Source organism: Rhodococcus sp. AB351 (assembly GCF_049538275.1).
Taxonomy (GTDB): domain Bacteria; phylum Actinomycetota; class Actinomycetes; order Mycobacteriales; family Mycobacteriaceae; genus Rhodococcus.
In genome coordinates this window covers 124,301-141,560 of record NZ_JBMVFW010000003.1, presented here as the reverse complement: position 1 = coordinate 141,560, position 17,260 = coordinate 124,301, and the positions used below count along the sequence as shown (strand labels likewise).

Sequence of the window (17,260 nt, the reverse complement as noted above, 5' to 3'; positions counted from 1 at the left end):
GGGTGGAGTGATCCCCTCGGACCGTAGAGGCCGTTCCCCCTCGGCGGTGAAGAATTCCCGGTGGCCGGGAGAACGGGCAGAAACACTCGCGGCGTCCCCACCGGGAGCACGGAGATCAGATGAGATTGTCCTCGACCGGCAACCCGAATGCGTCCCGTCCGTACAAGGCATAGGCCCGCTCGGGTTCGTTCGCGACGTGGACGCTTCCGGCATGTGCGTCGCGCCAGGCACGTTCGATGACACCGCCGAGGAACAACGACGTCCCCCCGGCCGTCTTGAACAACAGGTCGATCGCCTCGACCGCTCGCTCGGTGGCCCGCACCTGATCCCGCCGGGTACGCAAGCGCAGTTGCAGCGGGATCTCCGCGCCCGCCCGCGCCAGCTTCCACAGCTCACGCATATTACGGTCGAGCTGGAGCGTCGCCGCGTCGATATCCGATGCTGCCCGTCCCACGGCGACCTGCGCGAACGGATCGTCCACGAAACGTCCCCCGCCCAGGCTCAGCCGCACGCGTTCGCGCATCGCCGACAGATACTCGTCGTAACATCCGGCGACCACTCCCACGATGGGCACGGCGACGGTGGTGGTGAACATGGCGGCGAACGGAAGCCTATAGAGCGGACCGGTGTTGACCTTCCGGCCCGGACCCCGCAGCTGCGAGGTCTCGTAGTTGCTCTTGACCCGGTAGTCGGGGACGAACACGTCGTCGACGACGATCTCGTTGCTGCTCGTTCCCCGTAATCCCACGACGTTCCACACGTCGCGAATCACGTAGTCGCACTTCGGAACGAGAACAGTGACGAAATCGACGGGCCGCCCCTCCGACCCGACGATCACCGCACCCAGCAGCGCCCACGACGCGAACCCGCAGCCGGAGGAGAACATCCACGTTCCGGACAGGCGGTAACCACCACCGTCGACGGGGACGAGTCTTCCGACCGGGGCGTACGCCGAGGAGATGAGCACGGAATCGTCCTCCCCCCACACGTCGCGTTGCGCCCGATCGTCGAACAGAGCGAGATGCCAGGGGTGGACACCGACGATGGAGGCGATCCACCCCGTCGAACCGCACGCCTCCGAAATCGTCCGCACCACTTCGTAGAAGCGTGCGGGTTCGGTCTCCCATCCGCCGTACCGGCGGGGCTGCAACATGCGGAACACTCCGGCCGAGACGAGATCGCGGATCGCCTCGTCGGGAATGCGGCCGAACTGGTCGACACGTGCGGCCCGATCGGCGATCCCCGGGGTCAATTCGCGGACCGCGCCCAGAACGTCGTCGGCGGTCATCGGACTCCTCGTGTCGTGTGTGCGTCTCCCCCGCAGCATATCCGGGTTCACGCGCCGACCCCTGTGCCTCCGTGTGCAACCAAAGCGTCTCCCCAGTCACGGGGATGTTGAAGGCTCCGTGGATCGTGGCACGACGGTCGGGTTCGATACGCTTTGCCGGCGTGTGTGACACCTGCCGACTGTAGGCGCCGGGATCGAGCCGGACCTCGATGTTCACGATATCGCCCGGCCGCCGGCCGTGTTGACGGACGAGCGCGCACAACGCATCGATGGGGTACCCGTGTAGTGGCAGGCAGGGTTGTACTTCACGGCGCTGTCGCGTATCCACCAGTGGTCTCCGATTCCTCGGTGATCGCCTCACGTCGCACCGAACGGAATCCTCGAGCCTCGAAGAATGCCGGTTCGAGATCGAGCCGCGCGGTCATGTCGTAGCCGACAGTGACAGGCGAGCGAACAGGCCGCCGACGCGGCGATGCCACGGCGTCGTACGCCGTGGCATCGCCGGAAAGTACCCGGGTGAACGAACTCGATCAGCCCACCGGAGGCGAGAACGCCGCGAGCGGTTCGGAACCCGACCAGTCGTGACCCCAGTAACTGTCCGCGGTGATTTCCTCTGCGGTGTAGAAGGTCTCGTCGACGAGCATCCCCTCCGTGCCGAACTCGATGTCCCATCCGCCCGGAGCTCGGACATAGAACGAGACCATCTTGTCGTTGGTGTGGCGGCCCAGCGTCGACGAAATCGAGAACCCGAGCTTGTTCACCCGGTCCAGGGCCTGACCGACCGCGTCGAGGGTGTCGACCTCGAGCATCAGGTGCACGAGACCGGGTTCGGCGGTGGGCGGCGCCGGGCACAACGCGAGGCTGTGGTGACGGCGGTTGACGCCTAGGAACCGCACGCGTCGCACAGGCGGCGGTGCCGACAGGCCACCGAGCCGCGTCGCTCCGCGCGGCAGGAAACCGAGTACCTCAGTGTAGAACTCGTAGGACTCCGCGAACGCGGCGGTGGGTAGGACGACGTGGCCGAGCCCCTCCTCGCCGGTGTGGAAGACACCGGCGAAGGGCGTCACGACCGGGCTGTGGTCGAGCACCGGACCGAAGAACACCTCGGTGCGGGTGCCGCCCGGATCGTCGAATGCGATGACCTGCTCGGCGTCGCGATAGGTCGACTCCTCCTCGGAGAGGACCTCGACGGTGATGCCGGCCTTCTCGACCGCTTCGCGCACGCGACGCAGCGCGAACTCGTCGCGCACCTCCCAGCCGACGGCGAGTGCCTTGTCGACCTCACCGGGCAGCACGATCACCCGTGCCCGCCGCTCGTCGACGCGCAGGTACAGGCCGTCGGCCTCGGGGCCGGCGCCGATCGCCATCCCGAGTCCGTCGACGACGAGTTCGCGCCACCGTGCGATGTCTGTGGTCTGGATCCTGAGATAACCCAGTCCCCGGATGTCCGTCATATCCGAATGTTCCTTCGCCGTAATGGATGTGATGTCAGATCATCGACCGCATCATGCCCTGCGGTTCTTCGCCGAGCTGGGTGAGCGTCGCGGCATGGAAGATCGAACCGGGCACGTGGATGGCGTGGCTCAGACCGGCGTGCGCGTCGCGCCAGAAGCGTTGCAGCGGGTTGCTCAACTGCAGTGCGCCACCACCGGCACGCGAGAAGATCTCGTCGACCGCTGCCACGGCCCGCCAGGCGGCGGCGGTCTGCGTGCGCCGACCGATCGCGCGCTGCTCGAAGGTGACCTCGATGCCCTTCTCCGTCATGTCCCAGAACCGATCGACGGTGTCGAGGATCGCGGCGCGCGAAGCAGCGATCTCCGCAGCGGCCCCACCGAGAGCCGAGAGCACGTACGGATCCTGTTTGATCGCGGTGCCGGAGACCGTGACCCGCTCACGCTGCGACTCGATGTAGCAGTTCAGCGCACCCTCGGCGATACCGATGAGCGACGAGGTGATACCCAGCGGGAAGATGCACGAGAACGGGAACTTGTAGAGCGTCTCGTCACGTCCGGCGTCCTGCCACGCCACGCCACCCATGACGCGCTCGGCGCGCAGGGTGCGGTACTCGGGAAGGAATGCGTTCTCGACGATCAGATCCTTCGAGCCGGTGCCGCGCAGACCGACCACGTTCCAGCTCTCGTGGTCGATGCGGTAGTCCGATCGCGGCAGCAGCACGTGCAGGCTCTGCGGGGGGCTCAGCCGGTTGCCGTCCTTGTCGCCGACGGCGGCGCCGATCATGACCCAATCGCAGTGATCCGTGCCCGAGGAGAACGACCAGCGACCGTTGAGGATGTATCCGCCGTCGACGGGCGTTGCGACACCCATCGGGGCGTAGGGCGAAGCGATCCAGGTGTCGGGATTCTCACCCCACACCTCCTCCTGGGCCTTCGGATCGAAGAAGGCCATCTCCCAGGGGTGGACACCGACGATGCCGCTGACCCAGCCGGTCGCGCCGTCCATGGCACCGATGGCCATGGCGGTCTCCGCGAATTCGCGTGGGTGTGCCTCGAGGCCCCCGAATTCCTTCGGCTGCAGGAGGCGGATGACGCCGGCGTCACGAAGTCTCTTGGCGCTGCGGTCGGTCAGACGCATGAGCGTGTCGCCTTCGGCGCCGTCCGCGCGGATCTCGTCTGCGAACTCCGAAACGGAGTCGAGCACCTGTCCCATGATCTCTCCAGCTCTGTGAGGGGTGACGCCCGCGATACGGCGTGGTGAGCGTCGCTTCCGTTGACGCCTACGGTCTCAGGAGAACGGCTCTGATATCGCAGCACTTCCACTGAGCGGGAACAGCCTTCCGCTGTGGCGGGGACGACCGGTCGGCCGTCCCCGGACCGGTGTCTACGAGTCGTCTCTGGTGAGGAAGGCGAGGACGGCCGACAGCCATGCCTCGCGGGCCTCGATCATCGTCCAGTGTCCGCAGTTGGGGAAGACATGCAGCTCGCCGCGGCGCAGCTCGCGCATGGGAAGCATCGCCATGTCGACGGGGCTGACACGATCGTCGCGACCCCAGGTCAGCAGCACCGGTGCGGTGATCTTGTGAAGCTGAGCCCAGTACGGGGTGGCGTCGGAGGCGGCAGCGGCCTTCGCGCCGGCAGCGAAGGCTGCGGTGCTGTACATGCGCCGAGCGATCTCGAGGGTCTTCGGTTCGGTGGCCAGTGCCCACCTCTCCTCGATGAGCTCCTCGGTGACGATCGCCGGGTCGTACACCATGGAGCGCAACCAGCGGACGAGTTTGTCGCGGGTGGGGTCGTCCGTGAACTCCATGAGCAGCCGGATGCCCTCGCCGGGCGACGGCGCGAAGACCGATCGTCCCGCGCCCCCGATGGTGACGAGCTTTTCGACCCGATCGGGGTGCGCGATCGCGAACTGCGTTCCGACGATGCCGCCCATCGAGTTACCGATGATCGAGACGCGGTCGAGTCCGAGACCGTCGAGGAAATCGGTGACCGCCACCGACGCCATGGCCATCGGGTGTCCTTCGCACGGGTCGCTCACTCCGAAGCCGGGAAACTCCAGAACGAGGCACCGGAAGTGCTCGGCGAGGTCGGCGAGCACACCGCGGTAGTTCCGCCAGCCGGTGACGCCCGGTCCGGAGCCGTGGAGCAGCAGAAGCGGCTCGCCCGTGCCGGCTTCGTGGTAGCGAAGGGTGCCGCGGTCGGTCGCGAGTTCCCGCGCCGTGTTCTCGAAAGTGAATTCCGTCGTCATACCGACGAGGCTTCCAGTGATTCCCCTCACGTCGCGCGGACGCTCCCGATCACCGGGATGTTCCGGACGTGCCGGCGGCCGGTGAGCGTATGCAGGTTACATCCAGCCGTCCGACTGCGTGGCGAGCATCTGCTCCATGACCTGCGGAGACCACGAGTCTGCAGTGTTCCGCGCGGCACGAATGCGACGAGGTGCGCTCAGCTCCGGGTACAGCGTGTGCGAGATGTCGCGAACCGCGCCGGCGACCAGGGGTGCGATGCGCTCGAGGTGGCCGGGACGGGTGGGGCCGCACAGGGAGATCGCGGCGACCGGCGATGCCGGGCTGCGGATCGCGGCGCCCACACAGGACATACCGGTGGTGGCCTCGCCGGTCTCGAACGCCAGGCCGTGACGACGGCGGATGCGATTGAGTTCGAGGTGCAGGGTCGACAGGTCGGCGATGGTCCGCTCGGTGCGACGCGGCAGGTGCGGGCCGGGGTAGAGAGCATCGACCTGTTCCGGCTCGAGTCCGGCGAGCAGCGCCTTCCCGCCCGCCGTGGAGTAGGCGGGTACACGTCCACCGACCCGCGACGGCAGCGTCGCGGCGAGCTGGCCGCCGATCTTGTCGAGGTAGACACAGTCGGGCCCGTCGAGCACGGACAGGTGCGCGACCATCCCGGTGGTCATGTGCAGTTCGTGGAGGAGCGGTGCCGCGGCCTCGCGGACACGGATGTGTCCGTTGTCGCCCTCTCCCATGGCCTTTGCGCGGCGACCGAGGCAGTAGCCGAACGACGCATGGTCGATCCAGTCGAGTCGCACCATCTGGTCGAGGATGCGGTGGACCGTCGAACGCGGAAGCTGGGTGCGGCACGCGACTTCCTCGAGGGTGAGCCGCGATGAGAGATCGTCGAAGGCATCGAGGATGAGGGTCATTCTCTCGACCATCGATGCAGGCAATTCGCGCTTCGGTGCCTGGGAGACCTGCGTACGTTGTGCCTCGGACATCGCCACCCTTTCTCCGGAATCCGATCACCCACGAGAGAAAAACTGAAATTGATTCTTGTGAGCGGATGCCAGAGTACTCGGCGAGTGACCTGTTGCACAATTCCCGATCAGCGGACCGGGCCGATTGCGCGATCCGCGTCTTCCTCACCGACCGTCCGCCGACACGTCTCACTGAGCAGGAGGTCCCTGTCCCCCGGGCCGAGCGATGGGTACAACCTCGGATGTGGGCGGAATCTGCCTGCACCCGTCGCCCGCCGAGCCGAAAGAGTCGAGACCGAGATGTCAGAAACCGAGTCCCCCCTCTTCCGCCCCCTGACGGTGCGCTCCCTCGAGCTCCGCAACCGCATCGTGATGTCCCCGATGACCCGCTCCCACTCCCCGGGTGGCGTACCCGGACCGGACGTGGTCGAGTACTACCGGCGACGCGCCGCGGGCGGCACCGCCCTGATCGTCACCGAGGGCGTCGCCATCGAGCACCCGACGGCAGTCGACAACCCCCGCGTGCCCCACATGTACGGCGAAGCAGCTCTCGAAGGCTGGCGTCGCGTCGTCGATGCGGTCCACGCCGAGGGCGGACGCATCGTTCCCCAGCTCTGGCACGTCGGCCCCCTCTGGGGCGCGATGAGCGCGGATGTCGACCCCGACCTCGTCCCCATGCGACCGTCCGGGATCTGGGGCGAGCTCGGCGTGACGTCCTACGGCGAGGACTACATCGCCCGAGCCTCCGCACCCACGCGAGCCATGACCGCCGAGGACATCGAACAGGTCGTCGATGCCTACGCCGACGCAGCCGCCGCTGCCGCCGAAGCCGGGTTCGACGGCATCGCACTCCACGGAGGGCACGGCTACCTGCTCGACGCGTTCCTCTGGGAAGGCACCAACCTCCGCGACGACGAATGGGGCGGCGACCTCGAGCGCCGCACCCGCTTCCCCGCGACGGTGGTCGCCGCCATCCGCTCGCGCATCGGCGACGACCTGCCGATCTTCTACCGTTTCTCGCAGCACAAGCAGCAGAACTACGAGGCCCGGATCGCCCACACCCCCGACGAACTGAAGGCCGTCCTCACCCCCTTGAAGGAAGCCGGCGTCGACGTGTTCGACGCGAGCATCCGCCGCTTCGACCTTCCGGCATTCGAAGGCAGCGACCTGACCCTCGCGGGCTGGGCCAAGAAGGTCACCGGCGCACATTCGATGGCCGTGGGCAGTGTCGGAATCGCGACGACGTTGCGGGAGAGCCGCCTCCAGGGCAGCGCGCCCGCGCGCAACAACGTTCCCGAACTCGAACGACGGCTGGGCGACGACGAGTTCGATCTGATCGCCATCGGACGTCTGCATCTCGCCGACCCCTCTCTCGCGACAACCCTCCGCAACGGCGCGGAACTCCCCGAGTTCGACCGCTCGGTACACGAGGCCGCGCTGATCTGACATCCCGAAGGCGTTCTCGCTCAGCGAGATAGCACAGCGTGACAGCTCTCACCTGCGATACCAAGTGATCCGAGCCACTCCCATTCGTGGGGCAGGGAAACACGGCCCGCGCTCGGGCCGCCGAGAGTCTGGAATGTGCTTTGACTTCCTACGCCAATGAACTCTCCCAGCCGGAAGCCGCAACCCCGAAGGGGCGGAGCCGGTTCGACCGGCAGCAACCGGTATGGGTGATCGTGTCGGTCCTGATCGCCGTCGAGATCATCAGCGCGTTCGAAACATCGATGATGTTCGCCGCGATCCCGACGTTGATCACCGAATTCGACAGCGACGCATCGACGGTCGGATGGGCGGTGACGGCCTTCCTCCTCGTCTCGGCTGCCTCGGCCGCCGTGTGCGGACGACTCGGCGACATGTACGGCCGGGAACGCATCCTGATGGTCCTGCTCGCCGTCGCGGCGCTCGGCTCGATCGTCAGCGCCGTCGGCGACAGTCTCACCAGCATCATCATCGGCCGCGCGATCCAAGGTGTGGCCGGCGCGATCCTGCCGCTGTGCATCGGGCTGGCCCGTGAGCACCTTCCCGCCTCCCGCGTCCCCGTTGCCGTCGCATTGATCTCCGGCTCCGCAGTCGCAGCAGGTTCCGCGTCGCTGCTCGTCGCCGGTCTGCTGATCGACAACGCCAGCTGGCACATGATCTTCGTCGTCGCAGCCGCATATGCGATCTTCGCTCTGCTGCTCGTCTGGTTCGTCCTGCCGTGGCGTCGGCCCACCGGGACCTCCGAGAAGATCGATTACATCGGCGCGGTCACCTTCGCCGGTGCGGTCGCCGCGATCCTGCTCGGTGTCAACAAGTCCCAGGCATGGGGCTGGTCGGACCCGCGCACCCTCGGTCTCATCCTGGGTGGCGCCGCCGCCCTCGTCCTGCTCGTGCGGTGGGAACTGCGCACCCCCTCCCCCATCATCAACGTGCGACTGTTCGCCGACCGCAAGTTCTCGCTCACGATGCTGGCGACCGTCGCGATCGCGGCGGGTCCGCTGGGCGTGGTCACCATGATCATCCCGATCATCATGCAGACGCCGTCCACCGGCGACTTCGGCCTGGGCCTGAGCGCGACACACGCGGGTTGGCTCTCGTTCATCGGTTCTTTGTTCGGATTCGTCTGCACCCCGCTGAGCGGCCGGATCTCCGCCGCAGTGGGTTCACGCGCCTCGATGCTGCTCGGCACCGCCCTGTTCATCGTCGGCGTCGTCGTCATGCTCACCGCTCACCACTCCGTGGTGGCCATGACCGCCATGGTCGTCGTGGTGTCGGTCGCGACCGCCTTCGCCTACACGGCGATTCCGAACCTGATCGTCGAGTCCGTGCCCGAGCACAACACCAGCGAGACGACCGGCACGAACGCCGTGCTGCGCACCGCGGGCCAGGGTGTCGGAACGTCGATCGCGACCATGCTGCTCGCCTTCGCTGCGACCCCCCTCGCAGGGATCAACATGGTCGGCGGCATGCTCATCGCGCTTTCCGTGGTGACCATCGGGATCACCGTGCTGATCCCGCGCACCGCGCGCACCGCCTGATCCGAACGCCCGTCTCCTCCGGCTGTCCCGATTACCGGGAGGAGACGGGCGTCGGCGTCGGCGTCGTTCTACCGTGGTCCGATCGAGAAGTTTTCGTATCGAAGGGAACCCACTGTGATGACAGCCGTTGAGACACCGGTCGGTTCACGCTCCATCGTGCTGACCGTCAGTGCAGTCGTCCAGGAAACCGCCGACGCCGTTTCACTGGTGTTCGACGTACCCGAGGACCGCCGAGCGGACTTCACCTACAAACCGGGACAGTTCCTCACCCTGCGCATTCCGAGCGACATGACGGGTTCCGTTGCGCGGTGCTACTCCCTGGCGAGCTCACCGCACGCCGACGAACCCCTCAAGGTCACGGTCAAGCGCACCGCGGCCGGATACGGTTCGAACTGGCTGTGCGACAACGTCGCCGCCGGTCAGAGCATCGAGGTGCTGCCTCCCGCAGGAGTCTTCACCCCGGTCGACCTCACCGAGAAGCTCGTCCTGTTCGCCGGCGGAAGCGGGATCACCCCCGTGATGTCGATCCTCAAGTCGGCACTGCACAGCGGAAACCGCAATGTGGTGGTGGTCTACGGCAATCGCGACGAGAAATCCGTCATCTTCGCCGAAGAACTCCGTGAGCTCGCCGCACGACACTCCGACGCCCTCACCGTCGTCCACTGGCTCGAGAGCGTGCAGGGCCTGCCGTCCCCGCAGCAGCTCGCGACCCTGATCTCCTCCTTCGCCGATCACCGCGCATACATGTGCGGACCCGGACCGTTCATGGACACCGTCCGCGAAGGCCTGCTGCTGGCCGGCGTCCCGAAGGACCGGATCCACGCCGAGGTCTTCACCTCTCTGTCCGGTGATCCGTTCGCCGACGTACCCGCCGTGGAGATCGACGAGTCGGACACCGACGCCGCCTCCGTGACCGTGCAGCTCGACGGCGAGGAACACGACCTCGTGTGGCCGCGCAGCGCCACCCTGGTCGACATCATGCTGTCGAAGGGCCTGGACGTGCCCTACTCCTGCCGAGAGGGCGAGTGCGGCTCGTGCGCGTGCACCGTCGTCGAAGGAGAGGTGGACACCCCGCCGTCGGCGATCCTCGACGAGGAGGACATCGCCAACGGATACGTCCTCGCATGCCAGGCCAGGCCCAAGAGCAAGAACGTACGCATCGACTTCTGAACCGGCCGTAGCGAACCGAAGGCCCCGTACCGCCTCTTGCGGTGCGGGGCCTTCGTCCGTCCGGGTGAGATCGTGCGGGAACGGATGCACTCCGCGTACAACGCAGCGTCGTGAAATGGGGCGTCCCCGGGCGCCGTACGGCACCCGGGGACGAGTAGGTGGGGATCGCGCGGATCAGCGGTTCAGCAGGGCCCGCATCGCTGCTGCTGCACCCTCGACGAGCTTGTTCCTCGGGAACCCGCTGCGCTTGACCGCGGCCTCGTAGTTGCCGCCGGCGACCCATACGGGGCCGTCGGTCAGGTGCTCGAGACCTTCACGTGCGACATCCTCCGGCTCGGCGACGAGCATCCCCGGAATGTCGAAGTTGAGGCCCGCACGCACCATCGCCGGGGTGCGGGTGACACCGAGGACGAGTTCGACCACATGCACACCGTGCGGTGCGAGTTCGAGCCAGAGGCTCTCGGCGAAGACGCGGCTGAACGCCTTCGATGCCGCGTAGATGCTCTGGTGTTCGGCACCCATGTATCCGGAGAGCGACCCGAGCAGCATGATGCCGCCGCGGCCACGCTCCTTCATCGGCCCACCGAACAGGTGCGACAACTCGATCTGCCGGTGGACGTTGAGGTCGATCACGCCGCGGAACCCGTCGAGGTCGCCGGTGACGAACTCGTGGCCGTAACTGTTCGCGCCCGCGTTGAAGATGAACAGGCCGACCTCGATGTCCTGGGTGGCCGTGCGGATCTGCTCGACGGCGTCGTCGTCGAGCAGATCCAGCGCGAGAGTGCGCACCTGCACGCCGTTGCTCCGCGCCTTGTCCGCCGTCTCTTCCAGTGGTTCCGGTTTACGCGCGATGAGCACGAGATCGAAACCCGCGCGGCTCAATTCGTCGGCGAACGCGGCGCCGACGCCTTCGGAGCCGCCGGCGATGACAGCCCACGGGCCGTAGTACGAGCGATCGAGGTCGAGGGATTCTGGCATCGTCGGTCCTTCGAGAAGTAGTCGGGAGCGGAAGGTCGGGAGGGAACGGTCACTGCACGATGGGGGCTCGGATCGGGGTGTCGTCGAAGACCTCGATGACACCCGAGGCGGCCGCCTTCGCGATCGCGGCGTCGAGGTTCGAGCACGACATCCGGGGCGCACCGGGGCGGCCCTCGCGCCCGTCGTCGTCCCGGACGACGGGGCAACGACGGCGCGCGTCGGTGTTCCACTGGATGGACGTGTGCTCCCAGCTGTTCTTCTGCACGAGCACCTGCGCGGCGCATTCACCGCACCGCAACGGCGCCATCCGGTTCTGCATGTTCTCCGCTCCTAGCCCGCAGGGGTGGACTGCTCTTCGAGGGCTTTGCGGGCGATGTTCTCCTCGACTTCCTTCATCCAGGCGGCCACCGGGCGGGTGGTGTCCATCTCGAACTCGAAGCGGTCGGTCATCGCCGGCTCGACGTCCTCGACGTCGACGTAGAACTGCTCGTACCAGCGTCGCAGCTGGTAGACGGGGCCGTCCTCCTCGCACAGGAGCGGGTTGTCGATACGGGTCTTGTTCCGCCAGATCTCGATGTCCTGCTCGAAGCCCTTCGCGATGAAGTTCCCGAACTGCTGGGCGGTCTGCAGGGCCTGCTCGCCTTCGAGGCGATCGGACTTCTTGACGATCATGCCGTACATCAGGACGAACTTGTCCTGGGAGACCGGGTAGTGGCAGTTGATGAGGACCGACTCGACGTCGTAACCCTCGTACTGGTAGACGAGATCGTCGATCATGAAGGACGGTCCGAAGTAGCTTGCGTCGGAGCGGCTTCCGAGCATCTTCGGTTGTCCTGCCGCGTGCGGACGGGTGTCCTCACGGGCCTGGCCCCGCATGAACTGGCTGGCCACCTGGCCTTCGAAGACGTTCTTGAAGTAGACCGGGAAGGAGTAGTGCACGTAGAAGAAGTGCGCCATGTCGACGATGTTGTCGATGATCTCCCGGCAGTTGGTGTCGACCTCGGTGGTGTACCAGACCCAGTCGGTCCACTCGTCGCTCGTCGCGCCTTCGATGCGCGGGATGGTCACGTCGGCGGGCGGCGGGTTCCCCTGAGGGTCGTGCCACACGAAGAGCATGCCGTCCTGATCGAGGGTATGCCACGCACGGGTCTTGGCGATGGGAGGAACGCGCCGCGCGTACGGGATGTTCTTGCAGCGCCCGTTTCCACCCCAGCGCCAATCGTGGAACGGACAAGCGATCTCGTCGCCCTTGACCGTGCCCTGGCTGAGATCCCCACCCATGTGCCGGCAGTACGCGTCGAGGATCTTGATCTCGTCGTTGCTGTCGGCCCACACCACGAGCTTGGTCCCGAAGGCCTCGATCGAGTGCGGCTTGCCGTCCTTGAAATCCTTCGACAGACCGAGGCAGTGCCAGCCTCGGGCGAAGCGAGCGGGAGCCGACCCGGCGACGATCTCGCGGATCTCGGATTGTTCGGAAGTGCCGATGCTCACGGTCGTCCGTCCTTTCGGGAGGGAAGCGTTGAGGAGGTCAGGCGGCGGAGTCCGCTGGAGCATTCCGTCGCGATACGACCGAAACGCTAGGTGATCGGTATCACCCCTGATGAGGACATCTCACTGGTCGAGACCTTCCGCCGTCCTGAGACCGCGCCGGGCCGCGATCACGCAACCGGGGCAGGCTCGGCGGTCGGCATCAGGGCCGCCCGGCCGTTGGCGACGAACTCCTTCTCGATGCGTGCGCGTTCCGCGTCGTCGAGCAGCACGTACTCGGAGGTCCGTCCGACACGCACGTAGACCGTGTCGGAGGTGTTCCACGCGACCGCCCGCAACGGAGCCTTGTTCACCTTGTTGCTCCCCGTCAGCGGGATCCGGTCGGTGACGCGCACGAATCGCGGCCACCACTTGTCACCCATGTCGGGCTGCTCGGCGAGGGTCGCCCCGAAGACCACCGGATCGAACTCCGCACCGGGCTCGAGTTCGACGGCGCACATGACCTGATCCCCGGTCGTGGGATCGGGCACGGCGAAGACCGGGGCGGACAGAACGCCCGGCACCCGCAGGATGATGCGCTCGACCGGGGTGGCGGAGAAGTTCTCACTGTCTACGCGAAGCCAGTCGGAGGATCTTCCGGCGAAGTAGAAGAAACCGTTCTCGTCGCGGTACCCGAGGTCCCCCGACCAGAAATCGTCGCCCTTGACCCGGTCGGCCATCGCCTCGGGATTCTTGTAGTAGCCCTCGAAGGTATGAGCGGCACCACGCGCGACGATCTGACCGACGGCGTCACTGTTGAGGAGACGACCGGTCTCGTCGAAACGGGCGCGAGGGCACTCCTGCCCCGTGTCCTCGTCGAGGATCCGGACGTCGACGCCTCCGACGGCGACGCCGAGCGATCCGGTCGGAGTGTCGGGGGTGCGGTTGATGCGGAAGACACCTTCGCTCATGCCGTAACCCTCGACGACCGTGCAGCCGAAGCGTTCGGAGAAGCGGGCCACGTCGGCTTCGGACGCCTCGGTGCCGAACGCGAGTTCGAGGGTGCTCGCGCGGTCACGGGGGTCCTCCGGCCGGCTCAGAATGTACGACAGGGCGCGTCCGACATAATTGACGAAGGTGGCGCCGTAACGGTGGACGTCGGGGGCGAATCTGCTCGCCGAGAACTTCCGGATCAGACAGACGGTCGCGCCGGCATGCATGGCCGTGCCGAGGTTGAGCATGAGCGCGTTTCCGTGGAAGAGCGGCATGCACAGATAGGCCACCGAATCCTCGCGCATGCGCACACGCTCGGTCAGCGGCCCGAGGAGTCGGGCGAATCGTCCCTGACCGACGATGACGGCCTTCGGGGCACCGGTGGACCCGGAACTGAACAGCAGCAGCGCGATGTCGTCGGCGGACGGGATGGTCCCCGGCAGGTCCGCGCCGCGGAACGGCTCGAGGAACTGCCCGTACCGCGCGTCGTCGATGTCGTAGATCCTGTCGGCGGGCAACCCGTGGTCGGTGCCCTCGAGGAGATGGGCGAGGCGGGACTCGGTGACCACGAGGTCGATATCCGCGTGCCGGATGTCCCGGGCGATCTCCGGACCGCTACGGCTGGCGTTGATACCCACCACGGCCGCCCCGGCCAGAGCGCCCGCACCGATCCAGAACACGAAATCCGGGACGTTCTCGAGAAGTATCCCGATATGACGCTGCCGATCTGCCGGGGCGGGCACGGTCGCCACGATCGCGGCGGCACGATCGGCACTTTCCTGGACCACCTCGCCCCAGGTCCACTGCTGGTCCTCGAAACGCAACCCTACCTTCGGGTCACCGTGACGAGCGCGCACTACTTCTGCGAACGTGTCCAAGTCTTTCCTCCAGACGGTTGTGGCGATCAAGCGAAAGCGGCGCGACCGCCGGACAGAACGGCGCCGGTCTCCGTGACGACGTCGAAGCGGGCATCCGCTGCGTCACCCCAGGCGCGGACCTGTGCCGCATCGCCGGGGAAGACGGGGGCCGCGAACCGCCCGAACAGCATCGTCAGATCGGCCGGGTGCGCTCCGAGCATGTCGGCCAGGGGCAGCGTCGCGGCGGCGAGCGTGCACAGTCCGTGCAGGATCGGGCGGGGCTGTCCGATTCGCGCTGCGGCTTCGGGATCGATGTGGATGTGGTGCCGGTCGCCGGTCAGCCGGTAGAGCGCGGCCTGGTCGGCGTGGGTGGTGAGCGTGCCGACCAGGTCGGCCTCCCCCTCCGGCGCAGCCGGCGCCGACGGTCCGCGCTCGCCGCCGAAACCTCCCGCTCCCGGTGCGAACAACGACCACGTCGCGACGAAGAACTCGCTCTCGACGACGACCTCGAACACCGCTGCCCGACCCTTGTCCCAGACCTCACCCACGCGCGCCGACATCGCGATCTCCCCGGAGCGCGGCAACGGTGCGAGCACCTCGAGGCTCTGGGAACCGTGGAGCGCTGTAGCCGTGTCGAAGGCACCGAGCTCACCGAGCGCATCCGGTGCCCACTGGGCCAGCGTCAGGGCGAACGTCGGCAACACCCGCAGTCGGTCCTCGAACACGAGATCGAGGTCCGTCGCGCCGGCGCCCACCGCGAGCGCGTACAGGATCGCGTCCCGCTCGTCGTAGCCGATCGTGCGGGCACCCAGGTCGTGGCCTCGCCACTGCGCGGGCGTCGACGTCGTTACGGTCATTCGTCTTCGGTCCTTTCTCATGGGGGCGCTGGGCGGCGGCCCGACGGAGACAGGACCTCGCTTTTCACAGACGCCCAGGTCACAGGCTAAGGAGAGCGGTGGTGACCGTCACCGCCCGTCCCACTCACCGGTACATTCGAAGTCGGGGTGACCCGTCGTGAGATTCTGGCGGTACGCACTCGATGGAGGAGGGGACGTTCGTGAAGCGTGCAGGGACACCGGCGGGATACAGGCGATGACCATCCCGTCCGATCCCTCCCATTTCCTCGATCAGCTGGTATCGCGCCTCACCGGTCCGGGCGGCGAGTTCGAGATCGTCGTGCAGGATGTCCTGGGCACCGAGATGCCCGTCATGCGCAAACGCGACGTCGCCGTGGCGGATCTGCTCTCGCAGTCCCTCGTCTGGGGCGACCGCGAGTACCTGGTCACCGCCGATCGCCGGATCACCTTTGCCCAGAACGCGCGCATGTCCTATGCCCTCGCCGCAGCCTTGCACGAGCGGTACGGGGTACGGTCGGGCGACCGCGTGGCGATCCTGTCGGCGAACAGACCCGAAGGGGTCACCGCGTTCTGGGCGACACAGGCCCTCGGCGCGATCTCGGTCGGATTGAACGCCTGGTGGGTCCAACCGGAGCTGGAGTTCGGTATCCGCCATGCGCGTCCGCGGGTGGTGTTCGTCGACGGTCCGCGTACCGCGGCCGTGGCCGGCATCGATCGTGCGCAGACCGTGGTGTTGTCGATCGAGGAGGATCTACCTCGACTGGTCGCGGAATTCGACGGCGCGCAGCCGCCGCCGCCGCGGGTCGCCGAGGACGATCCCGCCGTTCTCCTGTACACCTCCGGCACGAGTGGCGATCCCAAAGGGGCGTTGCACTCCCAGCGGAATCTGCTGGCGGTCGTCGACTACAACCGGTATCTCGACGCGATCGCGACGATCTGGACCGGCGGCACATACGACCGGTCCGCGCCGTCGGACGCCCGGTATCTGCTGACGTCGTCTCTGTTCCACATCACGAGCTTGAACAACACGATCGTGCCGCGGCTGGCGACCGGCAGCGCCGTGGTGATGAATCAAGGATGGTACGGAGTACGGCCCGTGCTCGAACTCATCGAAGCGGAGCAGGTCACCCACTGGATGGCCGTGCCGTCGATGGCGGCGCGGATGCTCGAGGACGAGGATCTCGACAGATACGACCTCACCTCCCTGAGCCGGTTCACCCTGTCGTCGGAACCGTCGACTCCGGAGTTCAAACAGCGCCTGCGCGAGGAGCTTCCGTTCGGGAAGCACGCCATGGTCGACAGCTACACCATCACCGAGTGCAGCACGTCGATCGCGGTGGCCTCCGCCGCCGAACTCGAGGAGTTCCCCGGCACGGTGGGTGCGCCGATCATCACGGTGAGCCTCGAGATCCGGGATCAGACGGGTGCGTGGCTGCCCGACGGCCGCGTGGGCGAGGTGTGTGTACGCAGCCCCTTCGTCATGCTCGGCTACTGGGACGACGAAGCGGCGACCGCCGAGGCGCTCACCCCCGACCGCTGGTTGCGCACAGGCGATTTCGGTGTGGTCGAGAACGGCCGTCTGCGTCTGGTGGGCCGGCGCGCCGACCTCATCCACCAGAACGGTGAGAACGTCTATCCGTCGGAGGTCGAACGCGTCCTCGCCCTGCACCCCGCGGTGCGCGAATGCATGGTGACCGGCGTGCCCCACCCGGAATGGGGTCAGGAGGTCGCGGCGGTGGTTGTGCTCGTCGAAGGCTCCACGGTCACCGTCGAGGAATTGACCACCTTCGCTTCCGAGCATCTCGCCTACTTCAAGGTGCCGACGCAGTGGACGCTGACGTCCACCCTGTTGCCGCGCAACGCCACCGGGAAGATCATCCGCAAAGGCTGGCGCGACACCCACGGCCACTGGTAGCCCCATCTTCTTGCGACCGCCACCGAGTGGACCGGGCCGGAGCCCGG

14 protein-coding genes are annotated in these 17,260 nt (G+C 66.9%); 4 read left to right on the top strand and 10 right to left on the bottom strand.

From position 1 onward, the window contains the following. Window positions 1-115 precede the first annotated feature (115 nt). The 5 genes from hsaA to ACPCXD_RS09240 form a co-directional block, all read right to left on the bottom strand. The gene (gene hsaA / locus ACPCXD_RS09260) at window positions 116-1,288 is read right to left on the bottom strand and encodes a 3-hydroxy-9,10-secoandrosta-1,3,5(10)-triene-9,17-dione monooxygenase oxygenase subunit (protein WP_106200678.1); all 1,173 of its coding nucleotides are present in this window, start codon (window positions 1,286-1,288) and stop codon (window positions 116-118) included. A 530-nt stretch (window positions 1,289-1,818) separates the two neighbouring features. After that, window positions 1,819-2,742, bottom strand: coding sequence for a biphenyl-2,3-diol 1,2-dioxygenase (gene bphC, locus ACPCXD_RS09255; RefSeq protein WP_423659306.1), 924 nt, complete (start codon window positions 2,740-2,742; stop codon window positions 1,819-1,821). Window positions 2,743-2,776: 34 nt separating this feature from the next. Beyond that, entirely contained in the window at window positions 2,777-3,955 is a 1,179-nt protein-coding gene (locus ACPCXD_RS09250; protein WP_106200680.1) for an acyl-CoA dehydrogenase family protein, read from the bottom strand. A gap of 171 nt (window positions 3,956-4,126) precedes the next feature. After that, window positions 4,127-4,993: an alpha/beta fold hydrolase gene (locus ACPCXD_RS09245; RefSeq protein WP_423659303.1), complete on the bottom strand. Its 867-nt coding sequence runs from the start codon at window positions 4,991-4,993 to the stop codon at window positions 4,127-4,129. Window positions 4,994-5,089: 96 nt separating this feature from the next. Continuing rightward, window positions 5,090-5,977, bottom strand: coding sequence for an IclR family transcriptional regulator domain-containing protein (locus tag ACPCXD_RS09240; protein ID WP_160877754.1), 888 nt, complete (start codon window positions 5,975-5,977; stop codon window positions 5,090-5,092). A gap of 279 nt (window positions 5,978-6,256) precedes the next feature. On the opposite strand from ACPCXD_RS09240, the gene ACPCXD_RS09235 reads away from it, so the two are divergent. The 3 genes from ACPCXD_RS09235 (at window position 6,257) to ACPCXD_RS09225 (ending at window position 10,146) form a co-directional block, all read left to right on the top strand. After that, on the top strand, window positions 6,257-7,402 hold the full coding sequence (locus ACPCXD_RS09235) for an oxidoreductase (protein ID WP_160877752.1): 1,146 nt from the start codon (window positions 6,257-6,259) through the stop codon (window positions 7,400-7,402). A gap of 227 nt (window positions 7,403-7,629) precedes the next feature. Next, window positions 7,630-8,976: an MFS transporter gene (locus ACPCXD_RS09230; protein WP_120281348.1), complete on the top strand. Its 1,347-nt coding sequence runs from the start codon at window positions 7,630-7,632 to the stop codon at window positions 8,974-8,976. Between the two features lie 117 nt (window positions 8,977-9,093). Then, window positions 9,094-10,146 carry a ferredoxin--NADP reductase gene (locus ACPCXD_RS09225; RefSeq protein WP_160877750.1) on the top strand — a complete coding sequence of 351 codons (1,053 nt, stop codon included), beginning with the start codon at window positions 9,094-9,096 and terminating at the stop codon, window positions 10,144-10,146. Between the two features lie 174 nt (window positions 10,147-10,320). On the opposite strand, the gene ACPCXD_RS09220 is transcribed toward ACPCXD_RS09225, so the two are convergent. The 5 genes from ACPCXD_RS09220 to ACPCXD_RS09200 all read right to left on the bottom strand — a co-directional run bounded on the left by ACPCXD_RS09220 (window position 10,321) and on the right by ACPCXD_RS09200 (window position 15,298). Continuing rightward, a complete protein-coding gene (locus tag ACPCXD_RS09220; protein ID WP_120281346.1) occupies window positions 10,321-11,124 on the bottom strand; it encodes an SDR family NAD(P)-dependent oxidoreductase in 804 nt (267 codons plus the stop codon). A gap of 49 nt (window positions 11,125-11,173) precedes the next feature. Further along, the gene (locus ACPCXD_RS09215; protein WP_120281345.1) at window positions 11,174-11,443 is read right to left on the bottom strand and encodes a hypothetical protein; all 270 of its coding nucleotides are present in this window, start codon (window positions 11,441-11,443) and stop codon (window positions 11,174-11,176) included. Between the two features lie 11 nt (window positions 11,444-11,454). After that, window positions 11,455-12,615, bottom strand: coding sequence for a 3-ketosteroid-9-alpha-monooxygenase, oxygenase component (locus tag ACPCXD_RS09210; RefSeq protein WP_160877748.1), 1,161 nt, complete (start codon window positions 12,613-12,615; stop codon window positions 11,455-11,457). Between the two features lie 167 nt (window positions 12,616-12,782). Further along, window positions 12,783-14,408: an AMP-binding protein gene (locus ACPCXD_RS09205; protein WP_423659299.1), complete on the bottom strand. Its 1,626-nt coding sequence runs from the start codon at window positions 14,406-14,408 to the stop codon at window positions 12,783-12,785. Between the two features lie 80 nt (window positions 14,409-14,488). Continuing rightward, window positions 14,489-15,298 carry a MaoC/PaaZ C-terminal domain-containing protein gene (locus tag ACPCXD_RS09200; RefSeq protein ID WP_160877744.1) on the bottom strand — a complete coding sequence of 270 codons (810 nt, stop codon included), beginning with the start codon at window positions 15,296-15,298 and terminating at the stop codon, window positions 14,489-14,491. 235 nt (window positions 15,299-15,533) lie between these two features. Between ACPCXD_RS09200 and casG the strand changes: the two genes are divergently transcribed. After that, window positions 15,534-17,213, top strand: a complete 1,680-nt coding sequence (gene casG / locus ACPCXD_RS09195; RefSeq protein WP_085469432.1) for a steroid-24-oyl-CoA synthetase — start codon at window positions 15,534-15,536, stop codon at window positions 17,211-17,213. Window positions 17,214-17,260 lie beyond the last annotated feature (47 nt).